Annotated in this window: 1 protein-coding gene; it reads left to right on the top strand. The window is 64.9% G+C overall.

Features of this window, described 5'->3' with window-relative positions; all coding sequences use genetic code 11:
- Positions 1 to 38 precede the first annotated feature (38 nt).
- A partial coding sequence (locus tag ACFRCR_RS18770; protein WP_377679705.1) for an FAD-dependent oxidoreductase occupies positions 39 to 1,196 on the top strand: 1,158 nt, incomplete at its 3' end.

Genomic DNA, 1,196 nt, shown 5'->3' with positions numbered 1-1,196 from the left:
CCGCCCCTCCCCTCCTCGACCGGAAGGCGTTCTTTCCTGTGAGCAGCTCTCGTCCGTTGCGTGTGGCCATTGTTGGCGCTGGTCCTGCTGGTATCTATGCGGCGGACATTCTGTCGAAGACGGGTGTTGAGGTGAGTATCGACTTGTTCGAGCGTTTGCCTGCGCCGTTCGGGTTGGTGCGGTACGGGGTGGCTCCGGATCATCCGCGGATCAAGCAGATCATTGTCGCGTTGCACAAGGTGTTGGCGCGTGGTGATGTGCGGTTGTTGGCGAACGTGGAGTACGGGGTGGATCTGAAGCTGGATGATCTGCGGCAGTTCTATGACGCGGTGATCTTCTCGACGGGTTCGATCCGGGATGCGGCGTTGGCGGTCGAGGGGATCGATCTGCCGGGGTCGTTCGGTGCTGCTGATTTCGTGTCGTGGTACGACGGGCATCCTGATGTGGCGCGGACGTGGCCGTTGGAGGCGCGGCAGGTCGCGGTGCTGGGGGCGGGTAACGTGGCGCTCGACGTGGCGCGGGTGCTGGCCAAGCATGCCGATGATCTGCTTCCTACGGAGATCCCGGAGAACGTGTACCAGGGGCTGAAGGAGTCGCCGGTGACGGACGTGCACGTGTTCGCGCGTCGTGGTCCGGCGCAGGCGAAGTTCTCGCCGTTGGAGCTGCGCGAGCTGGGGCACGTGCCGGACGTGGACGTGATCGTGTATCCGGAGGACTTCGAGTTCGACGAGGGGTCGATGGCGGCGATCAACTCCTCGAACCAGACGAAGCAGGTCGTCAAGACTCTGACGGACTGGACGCTCAAGGACCCGGGGGAGTTCACGGCGTCGCGGCGGTTGCACCTGCATTTCTTGCATGCGCCGGTCGCGGTGCTGGGGGAGGGCCGGGTCGAGGGGTTGCGCACGGAGCGGACCCGGTTGAACGGGGACGGGACCGTCAGCGGGACGGGGGAGTTCTTCGAGTGGCCGGTGCAGGCGGTGTATCGGGCGGTGGGGTATTTCGGGTCGCCGTTGCCGGAGATCCCGTTCGATGATCTCAAGGGTGTGATTCCCAACCGTGAGGGTCGGGTGATCGACATCGATGGTGAGCAGATCCCGGGGGTGTACGCGACGGGGTGGATCAAGCGTGGCCCGGTCGGGTTGATCGGGCACACCAAGTCCGACGCGTCCGAGACCGTCCGCCACCTCGTCGAGGAC

The organism is Oerskovia sp. NPDC056781 (assembly GCF_042789955.1).
Lineage (GTDB): Bacteria > Actinomycetota > Actinomycetes > Actinomycetales > Cellulomonadaceae > Oerskovia > Oerskovia rustica.
This window is presented reverse-complemented; position numbering and strand designations above follow the sequence as displayed.